Source organism: Burkholderia oklahomensis C6786, assembly GCF_000959365.1.
Taxonomy (GTDB): Bacteria; Pseudomonadota; Gammaproteobacteria; order Burkholderiales; family Burkholderiaceae; genus Burkholderia; species Burkholderia oklahomensis.
Genome location: NZ_CP009555.1, coordinates 246380 through 266960, shown reverse-complemented (window position 1 = coordinate 266960; position 20581 = coordinate 246380). Strand labels below are relative to the sequence as shown.

The window sequence follows — 20581 nt, the reverse complement described above, 5'->3', positions numbered from 1 at the left end:
ATGCGACGCAACAGCTCCATTGCGGATATCCATTTTCCCCCCAAGAAAGGTCGCGCAAAATCGGTTCGCGGCATTTTAGCCGAAGCGTCCGGTATTTGTGACACTCTTACGAAAGGCATGCGGTAGATATTGGAAAGGGAGGCGGTAAACCCGATGATCGAAGGGGCGGTATGCTCGTATTCCTCCGATCGTTCGTCAAGCGCGGCCGAGCGAAGCGTTGCACGTTTGCTGCGAGGATGCGCGCATCGAATGTTCCTTCGGTATCGCGAAGAAGGAGACGATTCGGAATCCGCATCTTAGGGATCCTGAGGTAGATTGAAGCAATCCGCTCGGCCGAATCAGGTTCGTCAATGGCGAACTGGCAGGGACCCGCTTCCAATAGCACTTATATTGCATTGCAACAGTTTCGTATCATTAATTTATTTGAAAAATAAATAATCTTCCCGTGATGTAATATGACCTCTGCAAGGTAGGAGTCCTTCAACAATATTTCAACGAGAAGCGCCGTGAAAGAAAAGTGGCTGGTCATATCGAATTGCCAGACTGCCGGCGTAATGCAGTCGCTGTCTATGATTTGCCCCCATGTGAAAGTCGATGCGTGCGACTACTGGGGCTTCCAGGCCAATGCGGATTTCTGGCGGCAGCAGGTTGCGACCTACGATCACATAATTGTCAATCCGGAAATCCAGCAGTTAGGGATCGTCGATTTTTCCGCGTTGCCGAATGTGACGCTGCTGCCGGCCATCCGGTTCCGCGCCTATCATCCGGATTTGCAAAACGTATTTCACGAAGGAAAATCGGTAAAAACGCCACTCGATGATTATCATTCGACGATCATTTTTGCCGCCTACAAGCTCGGCTGCACGGCCGAGCAGGCCAAGGCGTTCTTCAACGAGGAGACTTACGAGACGCTTCAGTATTTCGCGCTTTGGGACGTCGAGAGGAAGATCTTTCTCGACATGTATGCGGAGTACGGCTGGGATCTTTCTTCCGAATTGAGCAAGTGGACGCGCGGCGGCTCGTTCATGCACAGCATGAATCATCCGAAGGCGCATGCGCTATACGACGTCGCGTTGATGGTCGCGAGGAAGGTCGCGGGGGACCGCGTCATCGATTCGGGCATCGTTCCGCACGACACGCTGGTCCAGGCGCCCGTTTATCCGGTCTTCCCCGAGCTGGCCGAGCGCTTCGGCGCCGGGCGCGGAAGCTATCTGTTCAAGGGCCTGAACTATCAGTTGCTGACGCTCGAAGAGTTCATCGAAGGATCGTTCGCGGCGTATGCGAACTTCGACAAGGACCAGCTGCTCGGCAACAGCCCGCATCTCGCGAGCGCGCTGCAAACCATCGAGGCCGCACTGTGACGAATCCCTACACGCATCTTCCGCCGCACCAGTTCTGGCGCAAGGCGGTCGCGAACGTCGACATGCACGCGTTCGATCCGGTCGTCGAGCCGAGATTCACGATCGGCGCCGCGCAGAAGGTGAGCACGGCGGGCAGTTGCTTCGCGCAGCACATCTCGCGGCGTCTGTCCGGCATCGGCTTCAATTACTTCGTGCCGGAGGCGGGGGCGCATCTGCCGGCCGGCGAGCGCGCGCGGCTCGGCTACGGCGTGTTTTCCGCGCGCTTCGGCAACCTCTATACGGTGCGTCAGCTACTCCAGCTCTTCGAGGAGGCGATGGGGCGGCGCACGAAAATGGAGGTTGCATGGCAGCGGGCGGACGGGCGCTACGTCGATGCGTTCCGGCCGACGGTCACGCCCGAAGGCCATGACAGCAGAAGCGCGGTCGCCGACGCGCGCGCCGAGCATCTGCAGCACGTGAAGACGATGTTCGTCGAGTCGGACGTCTTCGTGTTCACGCTGGGTCTGACCGAAAGCTGGTCGAACCGCGCGTACGGCGAAGTGTTTCCGCTCGCGCCGGGCGTCGCGGGCGGCGTCTACGACGATAGCGCATATCGTTTCACGAACCTGAGCGTGTTCGACGTCGCGGGCGATCTGCGTTCGTTCCTCGTCCAGCTCAAGGAAGTGAATCCGCGCGTCAACGTGCTGCTGACGGTGTCGCCGGTGCCGCTCATCGCGACCTACGAGAACAAGAACGCGCTCGTCGCGACCACGTACAGCAAGTCGGTGTTGAGAGTCGCAGCGGAGATGGCCTGCAACGAGTTCGACTGGGTGGACTACTTCCCGTCGTACGAGATCATCACCGGCAACTTCAACGCGGGACGCTATTACGAAAACGATTTGCGTGAGATCAACAGCATGGGCGTGAGCCATGCGATGCGGTGCTTCCTCGAGCACTACACGACAAATGCGGCAGCGGCGACCGCAACGGCAGCGTCTGCTACGGCTGCCGCGACGGCGGGCGCGACAGCGATGGTTGCCGCCGTCGCGAGCGTCGAAGCCGAAGCGTCGTCTCCCGGGAGTCCGCAGCCCGCTGCGCCTGCGCTCGGAAGCGTGGTCTGCGACGAGGAGCTGATCGAGCGGGTCTCTCGCTAGGCCGATCGTGTTTCGACGATCACGAACGTCGACCGGGCCGCGACGCAGCCCGTTCGATGCGCTCGCCGTCGCGCGTGCTTGCGACGGCGAGCGTTTCCGTTCGAGGCAACGTCACTTCACGTCGATGCGCCGCGGACGCGCCTCGTCGCGGCGCGGAATCGTCAGCTTCAATACGCCATCCTGAAGATTCGCTTCGATCTTCGACGTGTCGAAATCGGGGCTCAACTGGAACGTGCGCGCGAAATGCGGCTCGCGCACTTCGACGTGATGCGCGCGCAAGCCCGCCTGCATCGGCGACGCCGCGTGCGCGTCGATCGACAGATGGCCGTCCTGGACCTTCACCTCGAGGCGCTCCTTCGGAACGCCGGGCAGGTCGGCCCATAGCGTCACGCCGTGCCTGTCTTCGTATACGTCGACGGCCGGGGTGACCGTGATGGTGCGCGGCGCGTCGCCCGCGTCGCGGCGAACGGGGGCGGCGGCTTGACGTTCTGCGACTGGATTGCTGGTATTCACGATCGACTCCTTGATGCGGGGGTGACGGGACTCATTGAACGGCGATCGCGCGCGGCTTCGACGCCTCGCGCTTGCCGACGCTGATCGACAGGCAGCCGTTTTCGTAACGGGCCCGGACCTTGTCGGGATCGGCGTTCTGCGGCAGCTCGACGACGCGGCGAAAGGCGCCGCTATAACGCTCCTGCGCGTAGGCGCGCGCATCGCCTTCCGCGCTTTGCGCGGACTTGCGCTCGCCGCTGATCGTCAACAGCCCCTTGTCGATCGACACGTCGAAATCGGCGGCGCGCATGCCGGGCGCGAACGCGACGATTTCGATCGAATCGTCGGTCGTGCCGACGTTGATCTGCGGGAATGCGCCCAATCGGCTCGCGCGAATGCTGGCAGGGAGGCCGCCGAACAGGTTCGTCATCTGTCGATGCAGACGGTCGAATTCGCTGAAGAGATCGGCGCCGAAATGGAAATCGCTCATGGTCGTGTCCTCCTGGAACGAGGCCTGCGAACGCGCCGGTCCATACGTACCGGTTCGTTTGCCTGGCCGCGGCAAATCAGTCGAAACACGCAGCGCGCGGGTGCGGCTGCGTCGGCGTTTCGAAGATAGGCGCGGCGCGGGCGATTTCAAGAGGCATTCGGCGATCCGTTCGGCGGACGGCAGACCGTCCGCCGTCGATGTCGCGCGGCAAGCGCCGGACGCGCGAAGTCGGGACCGGTTTCGCGCATTGCGACCACGGTGCCGCTTGCCGCGCGTATCCGGATCGCGATCGGCGAGATGGACGTTCATGGAGATGCTCGCATTCCGAATACGCGGGCGTCATCGCGGCCCTTCGGGCGACGTGATGCTTCACGCGACGAAACGATTGCTTGCACCGACATCGACACCGAAGGCGATTGCACGCGCCGAATCGCGAATCCTCGCATGCGTTGCCCACCGCACACCCACCGTTTCCACACGGCCGCGCCGCGCCGCCGCCGACTTCGACAGGCTCGCCGGACCGCGCGCTCGCGTCGGTAAAAACCCGCGTCGGCCGCATGCTGGATTGTTCCAATTGCGTTCGGCGAGCGGCCCGGCGCGCGTTCGTCGCGACGGAGTCGCCCGTTCGCACGCGGTAGCCGTGTCTTGCTGCAGCGCAGCGCCGCCGCGCGTATCGCGATGGTATGCTGGCTGTCACCTTGATCGTATGGCAGGTGCATGAGCAAGCTTGGCGATACAGTCGTTCCCAACCCTAAAAATAACGAACGCTCCACGATTTTGGGAGTCGGAACGTTGAGTGTGGCGCCCCCAATGCGCGTTCGCGCATGCGTCGCCCCCAGCCATCGCGTAGCGTCGCTACGCCAGCCGTCGCGCGCGTCGTCGCGCCGCGCACGCGCGGAATTCTGGTTCTACAACACGGAGACACTTTCATGACCCGAAGCAATGTGGTCGCGGCGACGCGCACCATTCCGAACGACGTTCCCGAATACGTGAAGCACCGCGGCCTGATCGACTGGGTCGCGCGGATCGCGGCGCTGGCCGAGCCGGATCGCGTCGTCTGGTGCGACGGCTCGCAACAGGAATACGACCGCCTTTGCGACGCGATGGTCGAGCAGGGCACGATGGTGCGCCTCGATCCGGCGAAGCGGCCGAACTCGTTTCTCGCGCTGTCCGATCCGTCCGACGTCGCGCGCGTCGAGGACCGCACGTTCATCTGCAGCGAGCGGCGCGACGACGCCGGCCCGACCAATCACTGGATCGCGCCCGCCGAAATGCGCGCGACGCTGAACGGCCTCTTTCGAGGCGCGATGCGCGGCCGCACACTGTACGTCGTGCCGTTCTCGATGGGGCCGCTCGGCTCGCCGATCGCGCACATCGGCGTCGAGCTGTCGGACAGCCCGTACGTCGTCGCCAACATGCGGATCATGACGCGCATGGGCCGCGACGTGCTCGACGCGCTCGGCGAAAACGGCGAATACGTGCCGTGCGTGCACAGCGTCGGACGGCCGCTCGCCGCGGGCGAGCAAGACGTCTCGTGGCCGTGCAATCCGACCAAGTACATCGTGCATTTTCCCGAGTCCCGCGAGATCTGGAGCTTCGGCTCCGGCTACGGCGGCAACGCGCTGCTCGGCAAGAAATGCTTCGCGCTGCGCATCGCGTCGACGATGGGCCGCGACGAAGGCTGGCTCGCCGAGCACATGCTGATTCTCGGCGTGACGTCGCCCGAGGGCCGGAAATATCACATCGCCGCGGCGTTTCCGTCCGCGTGCGGCAAGACCAATTTCGCGATGCTGATCCCGCCGAAGGGCTTCGAAGGCTGGCGCGTGACGACGATCGGCGACGACATCGCGTGGCTCAAGCCGGGCAAGGACGGACGCCTCTACGCGATCAATCCGGAGGCGGGCTACTTCGGCGTCGCGCCGGGCACGGGCGCGAAGACGAATCCGAACGCGCTCGCGACGCTCACCGAGAACGTGATCTTCACGAACGTCGCGCTGACGGAGGACGGCGACGTCTGGTGGGAAGGGCTCACCGACACGCCGCCCGCGCGCCTCACCGACTGGCAGGGCAATGCGTGGACGCCCGAGATCGGCCGCGAAACCGGCAGGAAGGCCGCGCATCCGAACTCGCGCTTCACGGCGCCCGCGTCGCAATGTCCGTCGATCGACGACGACTGGGAGAACCCGGCCGGCGTGCCGATCGATGCGTTCATCTTCGGCGGCCGCCGCTCGACGACCGTGCCGCTCGTCACCGAGGCGCGCGACTGGGTCGAGGGCGTCTACATGGCGGCGACGATGGGCTCGGAGACGACCGCGGCGGCGGCGGGGCAGCAGGGCGTCGTGCGGCGCGATCCGTTCGCGATGCTGCCGTTCTGCGGCTACAACATGAGCGACTACTTCGCGCACTGGCTGTCGCTCGGCGGCAAGCTCGAGGCGGCGGGCGCGACGCTGCCGAAGATCTATTGCGTGAACTGGTTCCGCAAGGATGCGAACGGCCGCTTCGTGTGGCCGGGCTTCGGCGAGAACATGCGCGTGCTGAAGTGGATGCTCGACCGGATCGACGGGCGGGGCGCGGGCGTCGAGCATGCGTTCGGCGTCACGCCGCGCTACGAGGATCTGCATTGGGAGGGGCTTGCGTTTTCGCCCGCGCAGTTCGAGCAGGTGACGTCGATGGATCCGGCCGAATGGCGCGACGAGCTCGCGCTGCACGCGGAGCTGTTCGACAAGCTGAGCGAGCGGCTGCCGAGCGCGCTCGCCGAGACGAAGGCGAAGATCGAGGCGCGGCTCGCAGTGTGATCGACGGGGCGCGGCACGCTGCGTCCGGTGCGAGTCGCGACGGCCCCGGTGCGTGACGAACGCGCCGATCGCACGGATCGGACGGATCGCGCGATGGAACGAAAAGCCGCATGACGCTTCGGCGTTCATGCGGCTTTCTTTCGTTCGACGGAAGCGCATGTGCGACCCGTGCGCATTCGACAGACGGCGATGCGCAGGTGCGGCCGGCGCGTCGCTGCCGAACGATGGCCCGCGTGCGACAGCGGCCTCGCGTTCGGTGCGGTGAAGCGGCGATGCGCAACCGCAGCGCTCGCGTCCATCGCACGACGGCCGGCTCGCACGGCCGACGCGCCGAAGCCGCACCGCACGCGCGTCGAAGAGCCGAAGACGCGCCGACCTGCGCGGGCGCCGCGCGACGGCACGCTCGATCTCCGATCCGACACCCGCGCGCACGCACCGCTATGCGCTCGGCGCGCGCGTTGGCCCTTGCGCTCGCGCGCCGCGCGCAGCCGTCGCCGTTCGATGCGACAATCGTCCGCGCATTCGAAAACCAAGGAGACACCGCCCATGAAGATTCAACGGATCGCCGTCGTCGGCGCCGGCGTGATCGGCGCGAGCTGGACCGCGTTTTATCTGTCGAAGGGCTTCGACGTCGCCGTTACCGATCCCGCGCCCGACGCCCGCACGCGGCTCGACGCCGCGCTCTCGAACTTTCTCGGCGAGCGCGCCGCGACGCTCGCTTCACGGCTCGCGTTCGAACCGACGCTCGACGCCGCGCTCGACGGCGCGGACTTCGTGCAGGAGAACGGCCCCGAGCGTCTCGACTTCAAACGCGACCTGTATCGCCGGATCGACGCGCTGCTGCCCGCGCACGTGCTCGTCGCGTCGAGTTCGTCGGGGCTCAGGATGTCGGACATCCAGCGCGCATGCGACGCGCATCCGCAGCGCTGTCTCGTCGCGCATCCGTTCAATCCGCCGCATCTGATTCCGCTCGTCGAGCTGGTTGGCGGCGCGGCGACGTCGGCCGACGCGATCGCGCAAGCGAAGCGCTTCTACGACGGCCTCGGCAAAGTGACGATCGTGCTCAACAAGGAGATGGCGGGCCACGTCGCGAACCGGCTCGCGGCCGCGCTCTTTCGCGAGGTGTATCACTTGGTCGGCGAGGGCGTCGTGAGCGTCGAGGATGCGGACAAGGCCGTGTCGTGGGGGCCGGGCCTGCGCTGGGGGCTGATGGGGCAGAGCCTCGTCTACCATCTCGGCGGCGGTGAAGGCGGCATCGAACATTTTCTCGAGCACCTGTCGGGCCCGATGACGACGTGGTGGAGCGATCTCGGCGCGCCGTCGTTCTCGCCCGACGTCGACCGCAAGCTGATCGACGCGCTGCGCGAGATCCAGGGCGCGCGCTCGATGGCCGAACTCGGCGCGGAGCGCGATCGTCTGCTCGTCGAATTGATCGACGCGCGGCGCGACAGCTTCCTGCCCTGAGCGTCGCCGATCGGCGGCCGGACGCGCGCCGGCGACGCCGGGCCGCGTCGCGTCGAATCGAATCGAATCGAATCGCGTCGCGTTCACGCGCGCGTCCCGGCGGGCGATTACTGCTGTTCCCGCGCCCACGCGGGATTGGCCGCCGCGAGGCGCGCGCGGTTCGCGTCGATCGTCGCCTGGCTCGGCGGATAGTCGCCGTCCGACGTCGGGATCACGCCGTCGCGGTACGCCTGGATCAGCTCCGCGCGCACCTGTGCACGCGTCTTGCCTAGCGACGCATCGGACGTCGATGCGAGCGCCGACGTCGCGGTCAGCACGGACGTCGCGACGGCGGCCGTCGTGACGAGAAAGCGTAGCGTATTCATCGAAAGCTCCAGAAAGGTGACGGGATCGGGAAGCGAAGCGTCGTGACTTCGTCTTCCGATGAGTCGCATTCTGAAGAGGGGCGCCTGAGCGGACGATGACCGCATCATGACGATTTGGTCAGGCAGCGGGCGAGCCCGCCCGCTGTGTGCGGCGCGATTCGGGAGCGGTGGCGGCCGGTCGACGCAAGCGGGGCGGCGGGTCGGTCCGATTGGGTGTCTGCCGGTCGTCTTCGCGCGGGACCCGGACGGCTTGGATGACCCGGATGGCTCAGACGGCTCAGACGGCTCGGACGACCCGGACGACCCGGACGACCCGGACGGCTCGGAGACGCAAACGGCCGATTCGCAATCGGCTCGATCCCCGTTCCGCCCGCGCCCGATTGCATGTTTGCGCGCTCGCCGGCCGTCGCGGCCGGCACAGTCGAATCGTCGGCGGCGTCGCGATCTCACCGCCGCACGTCGAGCCCGCGCATGCGCAGCCGGCCGGCGAACCGGCGTCGACCGCCTCTCGCCGTCAGAACTCGTGCGCGGCCGCGACGAGCGTCGCCTCGAGCGCGAGCGCCGAGCGCGACGCGTTCGCGGGCCGGTCGATCACGTATTCGAGATCGCCGAGCGGCGGCAGATCGGCTTCGAGTTTCGCGAGCCCGTGCGGGATCACGTATCCGGCGAACGCGCTGACGCCGAGCCCCGCGCTCGCCGCCGCGCGCAGCACCGCGATGCTGCTGCTCGCGACGGCGATCCGGTGCGGCCGTCCGATGGCGTCGAGCGTTTCGAGCACGCGCCGACGCGACACGCTCGGCTCCGGATGCAGCGCGAGCGGCAGCACCGGCTCGCGTCCCGTGAGCGGAGAATCGGGGCCCGTGCACCAGTACAGCGGCTCGGTGCGGATCACGCGCCCGCGCCGGCTGCCCGCAATCCGTTTCGCGAACACGAGATCGTGCCGGCCGGCATCGAGCGCGTCGAACAGATCGCCGGACAAGCCCGTCGCGATCTCGAGCTCGACCTCCGGATTGCGCTGCACGAAGCTCACGAGCGCGGCCGTCAGGTGCGTCAACGCGAAATCCTCCGACAAGCCGAGCCGCACCTTGCCCGACAGCGGCGGCCCGCAGACCGACGCGACGGCTTCGTCCATCAGCTCGAGAATGCGCACCGCGTAGCGGAACAGGGCTTCGCCGTTCGGCGCGAGCCGCACGTTGCGGGTGTCGCGCTCGAAGAGCGGCCGGTCGAGCAGCTCTTCGAGGCGGCGGATGTGCTGGCTCACCGTCGATTGCGACAGGCTCACGCGCTCGGACGCGGCGGTGAAGCTGCCCGTCTGTGCGACGGCGACGAAACTGCGCAGCAGTTCAGGCGGTAACGGACGCATTGCTAAACCCACTGAATCGAATTCGACAACTTCATAAATGGCCGCAGGCGGCGGGACTACGATGTGCTTGGCCGAGCCGTCGCGCCGCCCGTTCGCGGGCGCGCCGGCGACGGCCTGCCGCCGCCAGTCTACGGCAACCCGGCGCGGCGGGCCGTCGGGTCTTTCACGCTATTGCCATCGCCGCCCGAGAACGCGCTTCGCACGACGAGCCGCCGGGCCGCGGCGCCCACGCCGCGACGATCCATCATCAGGAATCAGGAGACAAGCATGATCATCTACGGAACCGCGCTGCTCGCGTTCTGCCATCTGGCCGGGCTCTTCCTCGGCGATCTATTGGGCGCCGCGATCGGCGCGAAGACCAACGTCGGCGGCGTCGGCATCGCGATGCTGCTCCTCATCGGCCTGCGGCTCTACCTGCATCGGCGCGGCTGGCTGCCGAAGGAGACCGAGTCCGGCATCGCGTTCTGGGGCGCGATGTACATCCCGGTCGTCGTCGCGATGGCGGCCAATCAGAACGTCGTCGCCGCATTGAAGGGCGGACCCGTCGCGCTGTTGTCGGCGGCGGGCGCGGTCGCCGTGTGCGCGGTCTGCATCGCGGTGCTCGCGCGCGTCGGCCGCGACGCGACCGCGCTGTCGGCGCTGCCGCAACCCGAAGAGAACTGAGCGGGAGGCGGCCATGATCGACATGCTCGGAAAAGTCGTCGCGCATAACGGACTCGTCGCGTCGTTTGCGCTCGTCGGCTGCATCATGTTCGCGTCGGCGGCGCTGTCGAAGCAGCTCACGTTCGGCCGCGTGCACGGCTCGGCGATCGCGATCCTGATCGGCCTCGCGCTCGCGTACGTCGGCGGCGCGTACACGGGCGGCGAAAAGGGAATCGCCGACGTGCCGTTCTTCGCGGGCGTCGGCCTGATGGGCGGCGCGATGCTGCGCGACTTCGCGATCGTCGCGACCGCGTTCGAAGTGCAGCCCGCCGAGGCGCGCAAGGCGGGGCTCATCGGCGTCGCGTCGCTGCTGCTCGGCACCGTGCTGCCGTTCGTCGTCGGCGCGAGCGTCGCGCGCGCGTTCGGCTATTCGGACGCCGTCAGCATGACGACGATCGGCGCGGGCGCCGTCACGTACATCGTCGGGCCCGTGACGGGCGCGGCGATCGGCGCGAGCTCCGACGTGATCGCGCTCAGCATCGCGACGGGACTCGTGAAGGCGATCATCGTGATGGTCGGCACGCCGTTCGCGGCGAATTTCATGGGGCTGCGCACGCCGCGCGCGGCGATGATCTTCGGCGGGCTCGCGGGCACGGTGAGCGGCGTGAGCGCCGGGCTCGCGGCGACCGACCGGCGCCTCGTGCCTTATGGCGCGCTGATCGCGACGTTCCATACGGGCGTTGGCTGCCTGCTCGGGCCGTCGCTGCTGTTCTTCGCGACGAAGGCGGCGGTGGGCGCATGATGCCGTGCGAAATCGCTTGCGGCGATGCTGCGGAATGGCGAACGCGTTCGCGGCTTGAAGGCTGAAGGCTGAAGGCTGAAGGCGGTGCGGACGCGGAACGTTGCGTGAGCGTTCGACGTGCGCGGTGAGTGGTGCGCGGCAAGTAGTGAGTGACGAGTGGCGCGCGGTAAGTGGTGAGTAGTGAGTAGTGAGTAGTGAGCGCGGCGCGCCCGGCGCGTGCAGCGTAGCGACCGTTCGATGCAAGCGCGCCGCGGGCTCGTTCGCCCCGCACGGCGCATGCGCGGCCGGCCGCGCGCGCATCCCCGCGCTCGCCCATCCATCGCCCGCGCCACTGAGTCGCATCACGCAACATCATCAATCGCCGCGGCGGCGCGGCTTACAATGCCGCAGAACCAACCGGACAGACTTCGCAGGAGACGACTCTATGACGGGATGGAACGACGCCCGCGACGCACGCGCCGCGCGCCTCGCGGCGGCCGCGCCGCTCGCGCAGCGCAAGCGGGTGGCCGCGCGCGACGCGACCGCGCTGCTCGAGGCGGTGCTGCGGCCGGGCGACCGCGTCTGCATCGAAGGAGACAACCAGAAGCAGGCGGACCTCCTCGCCGCGGCGCTCGCCGCCGTCGACGGCGCGAAGGTGCACGACCTGCACATGGTGCAGTCGGGCGTCGTGCTGCCCGAGCATCTCGACGTGTTCGAGCGCGGGATCGCGAAGCGGCTCGACTATGCCTACTCGGGCCCGCAGTCGCAGCGGATCGCGAAGCTCCTGTTCGGCGGCAAGATCGAGCTCGGCGCGGTGCACACGTATCTCGAGCTCTTCGCGCGCTACTTCATCGACCTGACGCCGCACGTCGCGCTCGTCGCCGCGGTGAGCGCGGACGCCGACGGCAATCTCTACACCGGCCCGAACACCGAGGACACGCCGACCGTCGTCGAAGCGACCGCGTTCAAGCACGGCGTCGTGATCGCGCAGGTCGAGAAGATCGTCGATCGCGTGCCGCGTGTCGACATTCCGGGCGACCGCGTGCACTTCGTCGTCGAAGCGGGGCGGCCGTTCTACGTCGAGCCGCTCTTCACGCGCGATCCGGCGGGCATCACCGAGACGCAGATCCTCACCGCGATGCTCGCGCTCAAGGGCATCTACGCGCGCTACGGCGTGAAGCGCCTCAATCACGGGATCGGCTTCAACACGGCGGCGATCGAGCTCTTGCTGCCGACCTACGGCGAGCGGCTCGGGCTCAAGGGCAAGGTCTGCACGCACTGGGCGCTGAACCCGCATCCGACGCTCATTCCCGCGATCGAGTCCGGCTGGGTCGAGCAGATCCATTGCTTCGGCTCCGAAGTCGGGATGGACGACTACATTCGCGCGCGCTCCGACATCTTCTTCACGGGCGTCGACGGCTCGCTGCGCTCGAACCGCGCGTTCTGCCAGACGGCGGGCCTCTACGCGTGCGACATGTTCATCGGCTCGACGCTGCAGATCGATCTCGCGGGCCACTCGTCGACGGTCACGAGCGAGCGGATCGCGGGCTTCGGCGGCGCGCCGAACATGGGCAGCGACGCGCGCGGGCGGCGTCATCCGAGCGAGCCGTGGATCAAGGCGGGCGAGGAGGCCGATCCGGCAACGCCCGCGGCGCTGCGGCGCGGGCGCAAGCTCGTCGTCCAGATCGGCGAGACGTTCGGCGAACGGAATGCGCCGATGTTCGTCGAGAAGCTCGATGCGCTGCGGCTCGCCGGCAGGCTGTCGCTCGATCTCGCGCCGGTGATGGTGTACGGCGACGACGTCACGCACGTCGTGACCGAGGAGGGAATCGCGAACCTGCTGCTGTGCCGCGACGCCGACGAGCGCGAGCACGCGATCCGCGGCGTCGCCGGCTACACGGAGATCGGCCGCGGGCGCGACCGCAGGCTCGTCGAGCGGCTGCGCGAGCGCGGCGTGATCCGGCGCCCGGAGGATCTCGGCATCGATCCGCTCGACGCCGACCGGCGGCTCCTCGCCGCGCGCTCGATCAAGGATCTCGTGCATTGGTCGGACGGCCTGTACGCGCCGCCGTCCCGATTCCGCAATTGGTGAGAATGGGTGAGGAGCGTTTCGCCATGGAACAGTTGAACTACCGCCACACCGCGCATGCGCGCGCGAAGGGCGACGCGGGGTGGGCGCTCGTCGGCGTCGTCGCGTCGGGCAATCTCGAAGTGCTCGTCGAGCGCGTGCTGCCCGACACCGAATGCGAAGTCGACATCCGCACGGCCGCCGTGGGCTTCGGCGACGTCTGGCAGGCGGTCGTCGCCGATTTCGTCGAGCGCCGCTCGCCGGGCGGGCTGCGCCTGTCCGTCAACGACGGCGGCGCGCGGCCCGACATGGTGTCGCTGCGGCTCGCGCAGGCGGTGCGCGCGATCGAAGGAGACGTGCGATGAACGCGGCGGCCGCGACGGCACATCCGAAGGTCGCGCCGGCGGGCGCGAGCTGGTTCGAGGCGTCGGCGCGGCAGCGGCTCGCGGGCCTCGTCGACGCGGGCTCGTTCGAGGAATTCATCGGCCCGCAGGATCGGCTGACGAGCCCGCATCTGCCGCTCTTCGACCTGCCGCAGCAGTTCGACGACGGGATGATCGTCGGCCGCGCGGCGCTCGACGGCGAGCCCGTGCTCGTCGCCGCGCAGGAAGGGCGCTTCATGGGCGGCGCGTTCGGCGAGGTGCACGGCGCGAAGCTGACGGGCCTGCTGCGCGCGGCGCGCGAGCTGAGCCCGATGCCCGTGCTGATCCTGTTCGACACGGGCGGCGTGCGGCTGCAGGAAGCGAACGCGGGCGAGATCGCGGTATCCGAGATCATTCGCGCGGTGATCGACGCGCGCGCGGCGGGCGCGCCCGTCGTCGGGCTCGTCGGCGGGCGCGCCGGCTGCTACGGCGGCGGCGGGATCATCGCCGCGTGCTGCTCGGCGCTCGCGGTGTCCGAACAGGGGCGCATCGGCGTGTCCGGGCCGGAGGTGATCGAGAGCCGGCGCGGCGTCGACGAGTTCGACTCGCGCGATCGCGCGCTGATCTGGCGGACGATGGGCGGCAAGCATCGCCGGCTCGTCGGCGGCGCCGAGCGCTTCGTCGACGATACGATCGACGCGTTCCGCGCAGCCGCGATCGCGCTCGTCGCGCGTGCGCGGGCGGGCGCGGCGTTCGGCGCGGCGACGCTCGCGGCGGAGCACGCGCGGCTCGCCGGGCGCATCGCGCGCTTCGGCGAGTGCGGCGACGCGCTCGACGTGTGGCGCGCGCTCGGCGCGCCCGACGCGGACGCGATTCCGTCGCTCGATGGCGCCGCGTTTGCGTCGCTGGCCGACCGACTGGCGGAGGTGCGCAATGACGCTCGATGACGTGTTGGCTTCGCTGTTCCCATCGGGTCACGATGTCGCGATCGACGCCGACGGCCTGCTCGAAGGGCGCGGCATGCTCGCGGGCCGCGCGGTCGACGTGATCGGCGTCGCGCGCGGCGCGGCGCTCGGCGTCGACGGCGCGCTCGCGCTCGCCGCCCGCGTGCTCGCGACGATCGAGCGCGGCGGCGCGACGCCGATCCTCGTGCTCGTCGACGGCGACAGCCAGCGGATGAGCAAGCGCGACGAGCTGCTCGGCCTGAACGAGTGCCTCGCGCATCTCGCGAAGTGCCTGCTGCACGCGGATGCGCTCGGCCATCCGACGATCGGGTTGCTGTACGGGCACGCGGCGGCGGGCGCGTTCATCGCGACGGCGCTCGCGACGCGCACGCTCGTCGCGCTGCCGGGCGCTCAGCCGGAGGTGATGGATCTGCAGGCGATGTCGCGCGTGACGAAGCTGCCCGTCGACGTGCTGCGCGAGAAGGCGCAGTCGACCGCGGTGTTCGCGCCGGGGCTCGACAACTTCGCGACGACGGGCGCGGTCGACGTCGTGCTCGATCCGGCGCGCTCGCTCGCCGAGCAACTGGCCGCGATCGTCGCGCGGCCGACGGATCGCGCCGACCGGCGCGACCGGCTCGGCCACGAGCGCGGCGGCCGGCCGGTGGCGGCCGACGTCGCGCAACGCGTGTATGAGCTCGCGCGCGCCGGCCGCTGATGCGCCGCTCGTGCGGCACACGCTCGTGCGCGTGCGCGCCGACGCGTGGCGCGGGCTGCTCGCCGCGCGCGACGGCGTCGACGCGCTGCCGTTCGTGCGCGACTGGGCGGCGCGCGGCTGGCCGTTGATCGTGCGGCGGCGCTCGCCGTGCGATGCGGGCGTTCCGCTCGGGTTGCCGCTGCCGCCGTCGGCGGGGAAGCGGCGCATCGCGTTCGCGGCCGCGCGCGAGCATATCGACGCGGTCTGCGCGCTGCCGGCGCTCGCCGACGTCGAGCATGAAGCGCCGCTCGCGTGGCGGCCGACGCTCGCGGGCCTGCGTGCGCTTGCCGGCGCGCATCGCGTCGACTGCCGCGTGTTCGGCAGCCTCGCGTGGCAGACGCTGACGGGGCTGCGTTATCTGCGCGACGGCTCGGATCTCGATATTGTGCTGATGCCGTCGCGTTCGTCTGCGTCGTTGCCCGGGCCTTTGCCGGTGTCGTCGGCATCGGCATCGGCATCGGCATCGTTTTCGTCTTCGGTTCCGTTGCAGCGCGAGGCGATCGCGTCGTTCCTCTCGGCGCTCGCCGAGCTCGACGCTCACGCGCCGATGCGCATCGACGGCGAGCTGCTGCGCGCCGACGGCGCAGGCGTGAACTGGCGCGAGCTGCATGCCGGCGAGCATGAGGTCGCGATGAAAACCGCGACGGGCGTCGAGCTGTGCGCGCCGGGGGCATTTCTGGAGACGTGGCGATGAAGCGGAGCGCATGCGTGGCGCGGACGGCGGCTCGGCGCGCAGCGGCGCGCGGCGATTCGGCGCACGCGCTTGACGAAGCGGGCGGGGCGGGTACGCTGCTGAATGCGTCGAATGCGTCGAATGCGTCGAATGCGTCGAATGCGTCGAATGCGTCGAATGCGTCGAATGCGTCGAATGCGTCGAATGCGTCGAATGCGTCGAATGCGTCGAATGCGTCGAATGCGTCGAATGCGTCGAATATGGCGGTCATGCGGAATACGCCGAGCGCGCCTGATCCTTCGGATGGGCAGCGCGTGTTCGATCCATCGCATGCGCTGTCCGCATCGGACCATTCCGGGCCTTCGACACGCGAGCCGCATCGACGAGCCTCGCCGGCGGCGGATGCCATCGCCGCCCGCGCGACGCGCTGCCTGCGCCTCGAAATCGACACATGGCCGAAGCCGGGCCTCGTGAGCCACGTCGACGCGGGCAGCCACGACGACATGACCGCCGGCACGTTCTACCGCAGCGCGGCGGCGCTCGAACCGTTCTTCGCCGAACTCGCCGCAGCCGGCGCGCGCGATGCCGACATGCCGGCGCTGCGCAAGATCGGCCTGCGCGCGGAGCGCGCGATGCTCGCGGCGACGGGCGGCGTGAACACGCATCGCGGCGCGATCTTCGGGCTCGGCCTGCTGTGCGCGGCCGCGGGCCGGCGCGCGTCGGACGAACGCGGGCGATACGCCCGTGCGACGCTCGGCGCGCTCGTCGCCGCTCGCTGGGGAGGCGAGATCGTCGCCGGCCCGCGCCTCGCCGACAGCCACGGCGAACGCGCGGGCCGCTGCTACGGCGTCGGCGGCGCACGCGCGGAGGCGGCAGGCGGTTTCGCGAGCGTCTACGCGATCGGCGTGCCGGCGCTGCGCGATGCCGCGCGGCTCGCGCCGGGCGACGCCGAGGCGGCGCGCGTGCACGCGTGCTTCGCGCTGATTGCCGCGGTCGACGACACGAATCTGCTGCATCGCGGCGGTCGCGACGGCCTCGGCTTCGCGCAGCGGACCGCATGCGAATTTCTCGAGCGCGGCGGAGTGGGCGCGGCCGACTGGCGCGCGCACGCGGCCGCCGCGCATCGGGCGTTCGTCGCGCGTCGGCTGAGCCCGGGCGGCGCGGCGGATTTGCTCGCGATGAGCTTGTTCGTCGCTGCACGCGACGTCGCGGCGCCCGACGCGGAGCGCCTGCCGTGACGATCGCGATTCTCTGCTCGGGTCAGGGCTGCCAGCGCGCCGGCATGTTCGAGCTGACGGCCGATCTGCCGGAAGCCGCGCCGCTTTTCGCGCACGCGGCCACGCTGCTCGGCGCCGATCCGCGCGACTGGGTGCGCGATGCCGACGACGACGCATTGCGCGGGAACTTCGCCGCGCAACTCGTCTGCACGCTGCAGGCGGTGAGCGCGATGGCGCGGCTCGACGCGCTGCTGCCGCGCCGGCGCTGCGTCGCGGGTTACAGCGTCGGCGAGGTCGCCGCGTGGAGCGTCGCGGGGCTCGTCGACGCGCGAGCCGCGCTCGATCTCGTCGCGGTTCGCGCGCGCGCGATGGACGCGGTGAGCGACGGCGATGCGCGAATGCTGTTCGTGCGCGGTCTGTCGCGCGACGTGATCGACGCATCGTGCGCGACGCACGGCGCCGCGGTCGCGATCGTCAATCCGGGCGACGCATACGTGGTCGCCGGGCCGCGTGCGGCGCTCGACGGGCTCGCCGCGGACGCGCGCGCGCGAGGCGCGGTGCGCGTCGCACTGGTCGGCGTCCACGTCGCGTCGCATACGCGCTGGCTCGGCGCGGCGGTGCCGCGGTTTCGCGCGGCGCTCGCCGGCGCGCGGATCGCGCGCGCGCCCGTCGCCGGCACGCGGCTCCTGTCCGGCATCGACGGCGCGCCGGTGCTCGACGTCGATGCCGGCGTCGACAAGCTCGCGCGCCAGATCGCCGAGCCGATCGACTGGGCCGGGTGCCTCGCGGGCTGCGTCGAGGCGGGCGCGCGCGCGTTCGTCGAGCTCGGCCCGGGCCGCGCGCTCGCGGTAATGGCGGCCGCCGCGTATCCCGCGCTGCCGGCGCGCAGTCTCGCCGATTTCCGCTCGTGGGACGGCGTGCGCGCGTGGCTTTCCCGCGTCGATCTCGACGCCTAGCGCGCATCGTGCGCACGCGCGGCGACGCGTCGCGCGCGCCTCCTCGACGAAACGGTTTGCAACGGTATTGGACGTGGCTACAATTGCCGCCCCATGACATACCGCGTTCGTTTCGCTTCCGTCTTTTCCTCGGTTTGCGCACTTCTTTGCGTAGCTTCGGCGCTCGAATTGGCGCGCGCAGCACAGATTCCGTCGCGCGATCCCGCGCTCGGCGCGTATTTCGATGCCGACGCCGGGTCGACCGACATCGAAGTCGCGCTGATCCGCCGCGCCCGTACGCGCGTGCTTGTCGCGGGCGGCGCGTCGGTGCCGGCTGCCGTCGCGGCGGCGCTGTGCGCGGCGCGCGGGCGCGGCGTCGACGTGCGGGTCGTGCTCGACAGGACGGGGCACGCAGCGAAGTACAGCGGCGCGGGATTTCTCGCGAGCGCGGGCGTCGACGTCGCGCTCAGCGACCGCGTGCCGAACGTGCACGGCTCGTTCGTCGTCGTCGACGACGCGGTCGTGCTCGGCACCGTGAGCTTCGTGCAGGCGAGCGACGAGCGCGCGGCGGGCAACTTCAATGTCTTCTATCGCGCGCCGCAACTCGCGCAGTCGTATGCGGCGGAATTCCGGCGACTTTACGGCCTGTCGCGCCGGTATTGAGCGGCGTCCTCCGCGCGCTCGCGCGGATCGCGGGCGGCCTGTCGGCCGTGCTCGGCAGGGCGGACGGAGGCGTGGCATCGACGCGAGCGCTTCGATGCCCGTCCCCGCCGCGCCGAGCGCCGAGCGCCGAGCGCCGAGCGCCGAGCGCCGAGCGCCGAGCGCCGAGCGCCGAGCGCCGAGCGCCGAGCGCCGAGCGCCGAGCGCCGAGCGCCGAGCGCCGAGCGCGGTCAGACCGGCGCGACCGGTTCCGCTTCGCGCCCCCGCGTCGCCGCCGATGCGGAGGGCGGCTGGCGGGCAATCGCGTTCGCTTGCACAATAGCCGCTCGATAGCGAGGATGTCGATGCACGAACGACCGCCGATCACGGCCGAGACGACACGGTTTGCCGCGCTGGACGGCCGACTGCTGACGGGGACTTTCCATTTGCCGGGCACGCCCGCGGCGAGCAACGGCCGCAGCGTGCTCGTGAGCGGCGCGCTCGGCGCGCCGCGCGGCTTCTATGAGCGCTACGCGCGCTTCCTGGCGGGCGACGGCTTCACCGTGCTGACCTACGATTACCGCGGCGTCGGCGATTCGCGCAAGGGGCCGTCCGAAGTCGACACGGCGACGCTGCGCGACTGGGGCGAAGCCGATCTGCCCGGCGCGCTCGACCATCTCGCGGCGCGCGCGCCGTCGCAGCGGCTGCTCGCGGTCGGCCACAGCGTCGGCGGACAGATGTTCGGCCTCGCGCACAACAACGGCCGCGCGGCCGCGCTGCTGTCGATCTGCTGTCCGAGCGGCTACTGGCAGCTCTGGCCATGGCAGCATCGGCTGATGCTCGCGCCGCTGTGGTTCGGTGTCGTGCCGGTGCTGGGCGGCGTGCTGTCGCATCTGCCGACACGGCGCCTCGGACTGGGCGGCGGCGTCGATCTGCCGGCCGGCGTGATGCGCGAATGGGCGCGCTGGTGCCGCCATCCGGACTATCTGGTCGACGGCGCGGGCCGACCGCTGCGCGAGCATTTCCGCGGCTACCGCGGCCGGATTCTCGCGTATACGATCAGCGACGACTGGATGGCGCCCGCCGCCGCGGTGCAGGCGCTGCACCGCTTCTATTCGAGCGCGCAGATCGAGCATCGCGAGATCTCGCCGGATCGCAGGCAGCACGCGATCGGCCATTTCGGCTATTTCCGCGACGACAACCGCGCATTGTGGCCGCTCGGCGCGGCGTGGCTGCGCGAACAGTGAGCGGCGAGGGCATCGCGTCACGTCGGATTGCACGGACGGCGTGCGCAGCATGTGCCCGCGGTTCCCGCGTTTTTCGGCGACCGCTAGGCGAAGCGCGCGCGACGCGCTACAGTCGACAGTCCCCCGTCAAACGGAGCATTACCGATGAAGCTGATTGGCATGTTGGATTCCCCGTTCGTGCGGCGCGTCGCAATTTCGGCGAAGCTGCTCGGTCTACCGTTCGAGCACAGCGCGTTGTCGGTGTTTCGCCAGTTCGACGAGTTCAAGTCGCTCAATCCGGTCGTGAAGGCGCCGACGCTCTTCATCGACGACGGCACGATGCTCGTCGATTCGTCGCTGATCGTCGATTACTTCGATCGGCTCGTCGCGCCCGAGCGGCGGCTGATGCCGGAAGATCCGCCGGCGCGCGTGCGCGCGCTCGAGCTGACGGGCCTCGCGCTCGCGGCGGCGGAAAAGACGGTGCAGGTCGTCTACGAGCATGGGCTGCGGCCGGGCGACAAGCAGCACCAGCCGTGGCTCGATCGCGTGCTCGGCCAGCTCGACGGCGCGTACGGCGCGCTCGAGGCGCGCATCGCGGGCGCGAGCGGCTGGCTCGTCGGCGAGCGGATCACGCAGGCGGACGTCACGGTCGCCGTGGCGTGGCGCTTCACGCAGTTCATGAAGCGCGACTACCCGGATCTCGCGCGCATCGATCCGGCGCGCTATCCGGCGCTCGCCGCGCTGTCCGCGCGTGCGGAGGCGCTGCCTGCGTTCGAGAGCACGCCGCTCGATTGAGTCGAGCGGCGCGGGCGGGGCGCCGCGGCGGGGCATGGGCGTGATTCGCCCCGCCCGTTGCTCGACGCTCGATCGATATTCG

General features: G+C 69.4%; 20 protein-coding genes. 16 read left to right on the top strand and 4 right to left on the bottom strand.

The window, feature by feature from the left end; genetic code table 11:
* Nucleotides 1-506: 506 nt before the first annotated feature.
* Both BG90_RS01205 and BG90_RS01200 read left to right on the top strand, forming a co-directional pair.
* Complete coding sequence (locus BG90_RS01205) at nt 507-1361, top strand: WcbI family polysaccharide biosynthesis putative acetyltransferase (protein WP_038801941.1); 855 nt, start codon at nt 507-509, stop codon at nt 1359-1361.
* A complete protein-coding gene (locus BG90_RS01200; protein ID WP_010114801.1) occupies nt 1358-2494 on the top strand; it encodes a GSCFA domain-containing protein in 1137 nt (378 codons plus the stop codon). The genes BG90_RS01205 and BG90_RS01200 overlap by 4 nt, the downstream gene beginning before the upstream one ends.
* A gap of 111 nt (nt 2495-2605) precedes the next feature.
* On the opposite strand, the gene BG90_RS01195 is transcribed toward BG90_RS01200, so the two are convergent.
* Nucleotides 2606-3007: an Hsp20/alpha crystallin family protein gene (locus BG90_RS01195; protein ID WP_010114803.1), complete on the bottom strand. Its 402-nt coding sequence runs from the start codon at nt 3005-3007 to the stop codon at nt 2606-2608.
* Between the two features lie 31 nt (nt 3008-3038).
* Complete coding sequence (locus BG90_RS01190; protein WP_010102765.1) at nt 3039-3476, bottom strand: Hsp20/alpha crystallin family protein; 438 nt, start codon at nt 3474-3476, stop codon at nt 3039-3041.
* Nucleotides 3477-4405: 929 nt separating this feature from the next.
* Here BG90_RS01190 and BG90_RS01185 point away from each other — a divergent pair.
* Both BG90_RS01185 and BG90_RS01175 read left to right on the top strand, forming a co-directional pair.
* Complete coding sequence (locus BG90_RS01185) at nt 4406-6271, top strand: phosphoenolpyruvate carboxykinase (GTP) (RefSeq protein ID WP_010114807.1); 1866 nt, start codon at nt 4406-4408, stop codon at nt 6269-6271.
* Between the two features lie 546 nt (nt 6272-6817).
* Nucleotides 6818-7735, top strand: coding sequence for a 3-hydroxyacyl-CoA dehydrogenase NAD-binding domain-containing protein (locus BG90_RS01175; RefSeq protein ID WP_010114811.1), 918 nt, complete (start codon nt 6818-6820; stop codon nt 7733-7735).
* A gap of 107 nt (nt 7736-7842) precedes the next feature.
* Here BG90_RS01175 and BG90_RS01170 read toward each other — a convergent pair whose 3' ends face one another.
* Nucleotides 7843-8100 (bottom strand): DUF4148 domain-containing protein, encoded by a 258-nt coding sequence (locus BG90_RS01170; RefSeq protein WP_010102771.1) that lies wholly within the window; start codon nt 8098-8100, stop codon nt 7843-7845.
* A gap of 514 nt (nt 8101-8614) precedes the next feature.
* On the bottom strand, nt 8615-9475 hold the full coding sequence (locus BG90_RS01165) for a LysR substrate-binding domain-containing protein (RefSeq protein WP_010102772.1): 861 nt from the start codon (nt 9473-9475) through the stop codon (nt 8615-8617).
* A gap of 255 nt (nt 9476-9730) precedes the next feature.
* Between BG90_RS01165 and madL the strand changes: the two genes are divergently transcribed.
* From madL to BG90_RS01105, 12 genes are all read left to right on the top strand, one after another.
* Nucleotides 9731-10126, top strand: coding sequence for a malonate transporter subunit MadL (madL, locus tag BG90_RS01160; protein WP_010114813.1), 396 nt, complete (start codon nt 9731-9733; stop codon nt 10124-10126).
* 13 nt (nt 10127-10139) lie between these two features.
* Nucleotides 10140-10907: a malonate transporter subunit MadM gene (gene madM, locus BG90_RS01155; protein WP_010102774.1), complete on the top strand. Its 768-nt coding sequence runs from the start codon at nt 10140-10142 to the stop codon at nt 10905-10907.
* 424 nt (nt 10908-11331) lie between these two features.
* Nucleotides 11332-12978: a malonate decarboxylase subunit alpha gene (gene mdcA / locus BG90_RS01150; protein WP_010114815.1), complete on the top strand. Its 1647-nt coding sequence runs from the start codon at nt 11332-11334 to the stop codon at nt 12976-12978.
* Nucleotides 12979-13001: 23 nt separating this feature from the next.
* Nucleotides 13002-13319: a malonate decarboxylase acyl carrier protein gene (gene mdcC, locus BG90_RS01145; RefSeq protein WP_010102783.1), complete on the top strand. Its 318-nt coding sequence runs from the start codon at nt 13002-13004 to the stop codon at nt 13317-13319.
* Nucleotides 13316-14263 carry a biotin-independent malonate decarboxylase subunit beta gene (locus BG90_RS01140; protein WP_010114816.1) on the top strand — a complete coding sequence of 316 codons (948 nt, stop codon included), beginning with the start codon at nt 13316-13318 and terminating at the stop codon, nt 14261-14263. Before mdcC ends, BG90_RS01140 begins: the two co-directional genes overlap by 4 nt.
* On the top strand, nt 14250-14975 hold the full coding sequence (gene mdcE / locus BG90_RS01135; RefSeq protein WP_038802550.1) for a biotin-independent malonate decarboxylase subunit gamma: 726 nt from the start codon (nt 14250-14252) through the stop codon (nt 14973-14975). Before BG90_RS01140 ends, mdcE begins: the two co-directional genes overlap by 14 nt.
* Nucleotides 14950-15708: a malonate decarboxylase holo-[acyl-carrier-protein] synthase gene (mdcG, locus tag BG90_RS01130; protein WP_045568021.1), complete on the top strand. Its 759-nt coding sequence runs from the start codon at nt 14950-14952 to the stop codon at nt 15706-15708. The genes mdcE and mdcG overlap by 26 nt, the downstream gene beginning before the upstream one ends.
* On the top strand, nt 15705-16925 hold the full coding sequence (mdcB, locus tag BG90_RS01125; protein ID WP_107950892.1) for a triphosphoribosyl-dephospho-CoA synthase MdcB: 1221 nt from the start codon (nt 15705-15707) through the stop codon (nt 16923-16925). Before mdcG ends, mdcB begins: the two co-directional genes overlap by 4 nt.
* Nucleotides 16922-17860 (top strand): malonate decarboxylase subunit epsilon, encoded by a 939-nt coding sequence (gene mdcH / locus BG90_RS01120; protein WP_045568020.1) that lies wholly within the window; start codon nt 16922-16924, stop codon nt 17858-17860. Before mdcB ends, mdcH begins: the two co-directional genes overlap by 4 nt.
* 93 nt (nt 17861-17953) lie before the next feature.
* Nucleotides 17954-18502, top strand: a complete 549-nt coding sequence (locus tag BG90_RS01115) for a phospholipase D-like domain-containing protein (protein ID WP_045568019.1) — start codon at nt 17954-17956, stop codon at nt 18500-18502.
* 341 nt (nt 18503-18843) lie between these two features.
* Entirely contained in the window at nt 18844-19725 is an 882-nt protein-coding gene (locus tag BG90_RS01110) for an alpha/beta hydrolase family protein (RefSeq protein WP_010121407.1), read from the top strand.
* 144 nt (nt 19726-19869) lie between these two features.
* On the top strand, nt 19870-20499 hold the full coding sequence (locus BG90_RS01105) for a glutathione S-transferase family protein (RefSeq protein WP_010102807.1): 630 nt from the start codon (nt 19870-19872) through the stop codon (nt 20497-20499).
* Nucleotides 20500-20581: the final 82 nt, after the last annotated feature.

Excerpts from the sequence above, each read along its gene's own strand:
- mdcG (WP_045568021.1), top strand. The coding sequence starts at position 14,950 with ATGAGCTCGCGCGCGCCGGCCGCTGATGCGCCGCTCGTGCGGCACACG.
- BG90_RS01110 (WP_010121407.1), top strand. The coding sequence starts at position 18,844 with ATGCACGAACGACCGCCGATCACGGCCGAGACGACACGGTTTGCCGCG.
- BG90_RS01105 (WP_010102807.1), top strand. The coding sequence starts at position 19,870 with ATGAAGCTGATTGGCATGTTGGATTCCCCGTTCGTGCGGCGCGTCGCA.
- BG90_RS01140 (WP_010114816.1), top strand. The coding sequence starts at position 13,316 with ATGAACGCGGCGGCCGCGACGGCACATCCGAAGGTCGCGCCGGCGGGC.
- BG90_RS01185 (WP_010114807.1), top strand. The coding sequence starts at position 4,406 with ATGACCCGAAGCAATGTGGTCGCGGCGACGCGCACCATTCCGAACGAC.
- mdcE (WP_038802550.1), top strand. The coding sequence starts at position 14,250 with ATGACGCTCGATGACGTGTTGGCTTCGCTGTTCCCATCGGGTCACGAT.
- BG90_RS01175 (WP_010114811.1), top strand. The coding sequence starts at position 6,818 with ATGAAGATTCAACGGATCGCCGTCGTCGGCGCCGGCGTGATCGGCGCG.
- mdcB (WP_107950892.1), top strand. The coding sequence starts at position 15,705 with ATGAAGCGGAGCGCATGCGTGGCGCGGACGGCGGCTCGGCGCGCAGCG.
- BG90_RS01170 (WP_010102771.1), bottom strand. The coding sequence starts at position 8,100 with ATGAATACGCTACGCTTTCTCGTCACGACGGCCGCCGTCGCGACGTCC.
- mdcC (WP_010102783.1), top strand. The coding sequence starts at position 13,002 with ATGGAACAGTTGAACTACCGCCACACCGCGCATGCGCGCGCGAAGGGC.
- madL (WP_010114813.1), top strand. The coding sequence starts at position 9,731 with ATGATCATCTACGGAACCGCGCTGCTCGCGTTCTGCCATCTGGCCGGG.
- BG90_RS01115 (WP_045568019.1), top strand. The coding sequence starts at position 17,954 with ATGACATACCGCGTTCGTTTCGCTTCCGTCTTTTCCTCGGTTTGCGCA.
- mdcA (WP_010114815.1), top strand. The coding sequence starts at position 11,332 with ATGACGGGATGGAACGACGCCCGCGACGCACGCGCCGCGCGCCTCGCG.
- madM (WP_010102774.1), top strand. The coding sequence starts at position 10,140 with ATGATCGACATGCTCGGAAAAGTCGTCGCGCATAACGGACTCGTCGCG.
- BG90_RS01190 (WP_010102765.1), bottom strand. The coding sequence starts at position 3,476 with ATGAGCGATTTCCATTTCGGCGCCGATCTCTTCAGCGAATTCGACCGT.